The organism is Thalassobellus citreus, from assembly GCF_044385915.1.
Classification (GTDB): Bacteria; Bacteroidota; Bacteroidia; order Flavobacteriales; family Flavobacteriaceae; genus Thalassobellus; species Thalassobellus citreus.
Window position 1 is genome coordinate 1 of the sequence record NZ_JBISCC010000069.1, and the last position, 3,807, is coordinate 3,807.

Genomic DNA, 3,807 nt, shown 5'->3' on the forward strand with positions numbered 1-3,807 from the left:
ACAAAAACGCACTATTCTTATACACAACCGTTGGGTTTAATGCTGCTCACTCTATCGGAAAAAATAAAACTGATTAAAAACCTGAATTTTAGAACCCAAAGTTTACGCGGAATTTTAGCCAATTACCAAAAATAAAACTGTGGATTTTTAGCAAGTTTGCGGAATATAAAAACGCGGACTAAAATTATGGCGGACTTTTGAGTTTGTTTGCGGAACAAAAAACGAACAAATAAAGCGTCTGACTTTTGCCAGATTGCGGAAACAATATTTGACCGAAAAAACAAACTGATAAAAATATTTATCTGACAAAAAAAGCACTAAAACCCAACATCGCATATCAAAAATGCTTATTTTAGTACTTAATATTATGGTTATTGCTTCTTTGCTTGCTTCTGATTTTCCTTCGGAAAATCCTCGCATACAAAATCGCACTTTCCATATGCATAACCGTTGTACACAATTTTGAAACAAACATATGAAAGCATTTTTATCATACAGTTTTAAAGATAATATCTCTGAAATAACAAACTTGTTGACTGAACAAGGAATTGAAGTTTTTGATTCACGGAATGATATGGAATATGGTAGCTCTTTTCAAAAAGCTATTAAAAACGCAATTCAAGAATGTGATTTCCTTTTTTTAATTTATAGCTCATCTAATCCAAATATTGCATTTGAGGCTGGAATTGGTGTAAGTAGAAATAAACCAATATTTTCTGTTATCTCTGAATATGATAATGACCCAGATTTCCTTTTTGATTCAACCTACGTACACGCAACTTCAACAGAAACCGAAAAAATAAAATTCAATCTTGATATTTTTCTAAAAAAAATAAAGCCAAAGAAAAAAAGTACGACCATCAAAAAACATAAATTTTATGGTGGAGGATTCCCTAATTATTACATAGATATTCATAATAACTATTTGAATCTAGATAAAAACAAGGAACAAAATTATGAACATTTATTCAAAGATATTTTTGAAAAATACCAATTAAATGTAATTCAAAACAAGCTAGATTTTGACTCAAAATTTTACACAGATTTCTGTATATGGAGTGACAAGTTGAGTAACGTCATTGGTAATCCTATCTTGATTGAAATTAAAAAAGAACTGAATACTAGAAATCTAAAAGGTCTTCAAGGTACTTTAAATAAGCTTATCAGTAATAATTCTGCCGAAAGTTGTTTAATCTTTTATGATTATTTAAAAGGTATTAACAAGGAAGAACTTCCAAATACCTCAAGATATCTATTCATTCAAATTTCTGATTTTATTGAAAGACTCAATGAAAATGATTTCAATGAAACAATAAGAAAAATCAGAAATGAAGTAGTACATAATCAAAGATAAAATGGCTAACTATTCTAATCATACTTTAGCGGGTCATTTGCATATTTGCGATAATGGAGGAACGAACCAAATCAAAGGAAAAGCTTTTGAAGATTTAGCGTGTTATTTATTTGAGACAATTCCAGGCGTTTCTATTGCCTTAAGAAATCAAATGAATGCATATAATAATGAAGAAATTGACGTTGCTATATGGAATGACAAATCTAGATATGGACTCAATTTTCTGCCGAATGTTGTGCTTATAGAATGTAAAAATTGGACAAATCCTGTCTCAAGTATTGAGGTAAATTGGTTTTGTCAAAAAGTAGCATCAAGAGGATTGGATTTCGGAATTTTAATTGCTAATAATGGAATAACTGGAAATGCAGATGACTTAAATGCAGCTCATAATACAATAGCTTATCATCTTGCTCAAAAAAGAAGAATTATAGTTATAACAAGAGCTGAAATAGATGCTTTGAGTAATACAGGAGAAATGGTAAATCTTATTAAGCAAAAGATTTGTTTATTGGCAGTTTCAGGAAAAATAGCGTAAAAAACTGTGTACAACAACGTGTATAATTCATTGCTAGTACTCGCCTACTTACGAAAATCCTCGCGGATTTTCTATTCGGTTTGTATTTGCTAAATTAGTTGCTTAAACACGCAACGAAATCATACACAAAACCGTTAGCACTCATTTGACCAAGCAACAATGGAACTTCTTACCCCCAATAATTCGTATCCAGTAGTAATATTTCTATTCCTTATTGGATTTTCATTTTTGACCTCAATATTTATTGTCAGGCATAAGAAAAATAGAGTGAATTATTTCTTGTCAATTTCTACGCTCTTATTTTTAATATTTTATTTTCCGATTTTTGAATATTGGTCAATTTGGACAGAACTGAGTTTCTGGCCACAAGATTTTTATCCTCAATATGGTGGAGGAAGTCCTTTATATACAAATGACTATCAAAATTATACTTTGAGTTTTAGAATATTATCTACTGTTTCTCAATATTTATTATTCCTTTCTATTTTTCTGTTTATTCATAAAATAAACGATCTATTCAACATAACACAGACTAAAAAGAAATTGATTCAATGGATTCCACTTATAAACATTTTAAATATTGGACAAAAACTATTCAAATATTTCAAAGGGAATATCCTTATCCAAATAGTTTTAGGACTATGGACAATTTTTTCTATACTTTGGATTTTTTATAGGTTTTTTGCTGGCCCTCTTTCTCTTATTGGAATAGATAGCTTATCATTTATTGACCAAATTTTATTTGGGGACCAATACAAAGAAGCAATTGAGACTCACACAATGAAGTATCCAATCGACATGAGTTATACAATGGTTACTGACTTACTAAATATAATAACTCCTTTTTTTACATTTGTTAGTGGACTTTTGACTTATATAATCATAATCCGAATAAAAAAAACGAGTGCTAACAAAGTATAAGGAATAATGCTTAAATTTATTCCTAAATCAAAAAGATAGCGCCTATTTGGTCACTCTGATTTTCCTGCGGAAAATCCTCGGACACAAAACCGCACTATCCTTATACACAACCGTTGTAGGTAATTTGAGAAAAACTCAGAAATGATAGAGTATTTTAAGAATAAAAAGAACATTCCATATTTAATAATTCTAATAATCGGAATCATAATTGGAACTTCTAAATATGGTTTTATTCCTACTATTTTAGGTTTTGGAATTATAATAATATTCGGAATCATTGCTGGATTAATTATACGAATTTTTATAAAATAAAATTATGTTGTCTAAAGACAAAAATGAAGAAATTAAAGAGGAATTTTCTATTGGAAATTATGAATTCTCATTTGACCACGAAAACTCAACAATTGAAATTATTGGAAATAAAATAACTGATTTGACAATTAAGTCAGATGAAAGTGTTTTCGACGAATTATGTGAAAAAGACGACTTTGAATTTAGTTACGGAATTTATTCGCCTGAATTTTATGCTCGTGAAATCGATTTGGGAAAAAAAGGACAAATTGTAATCAACGAAAAAAACCAAAATGTTTATGAAACCGCACTTTATTTTATGGAACATAATGATTTGAATATAAATTTAAGTTTACATCCTAATTGGATTTTAGTGGTTGGTTGGACAAAAATTAGCGGAAAAGAATATCCGATTACAATAAGAATGAAAAGATAAAAACTACCTACAACAAAGCATAAAATTAATGGCTAGTTTTAGCTTACTTGGAAAATTCCTTCGGAATTTTCCGCTGGCAAGTTTCTATTTACTAAATTAGTGCTTAAACGCGCCACTAATATTATACGTAACCGTTGTGCCTCATTTCCAAACTGAACGCTGAATGAAAATATTTCCGACTAATAATTACGAATTTGAACTGACAAAAGAAAGTACAAAAGCATTATCGGAATTAGAAAAAAACACTCTGATAACTGACTCACTCGTATC

General features: G+C 29.5%; 5 protein-coding genes. All 5 read left to right on the forward strand.

Annotated elements, in window-relative coordinates:
* Positions 1 to 475 precede the first annotated feature (475 nt).
* Positions 476 to 1,354, forward strand: coding sequence for a toll/interleukin-1 receptor domain-containing protein (locus ACH5TX_RS00415; protein ID WP_439337586.1), 879 nt, complete (start codon positions 476 to 478; stop codon positions 1,352 to 1,354).
* Position 1,355: 1 nt separating this feature from the next.
* On the forward strand, positions 1,356 to 1,889 hold the full coding sequence (locus tag ACH5TX_RS00420; RefSeq protein ID WP_439337587.1) for a restriction endonuclease: 534 nt from the start codon (positions 1,356 to 1,358) through the stop codon (positions 1,887 to 1,889).
* Positions 1,890 to 2,048: 159 nt separating this feature from the next.
* Positions 2,049 to 2,810 (forward strand): hypothetical protein, encoded by a 762-nt coding sequence (locus ACH5TX_RS00425; RefSeq protein ID WP_439337588.1) that lies wholly within the window; start codon positions 2,049 to 2,051, stop codon positions 2,808 to 2,810.
* Positions 2,811 to 2,951: 141 nt separating this feature from the next.
* Complete coding sequence (locus ACH5TX_RS00430) at positions 2,952 to 3,122, forward strand: hypothetical protein (RefSeq protein ID WP_439337589.1); 171 nt, start codon at positions 2,952 to 2,954, stop codon at positions 3,120 to 3,122.
* A gap of 4 nt (positions 3,123 to 3,126) precedes the next feature.
* Complete coding sequence (locus ACH5TX_RS00435; protein WP_439337590.1) at positions 3,127 to 3,537, forward strand: hypothetical protein; 411 nt, start codon at positions 3,127 to 3,129, stop codon at positions 3,535 to 3,537.
* Positions 3,538 to 3,807: the final 270 nt, after the last annotated feature.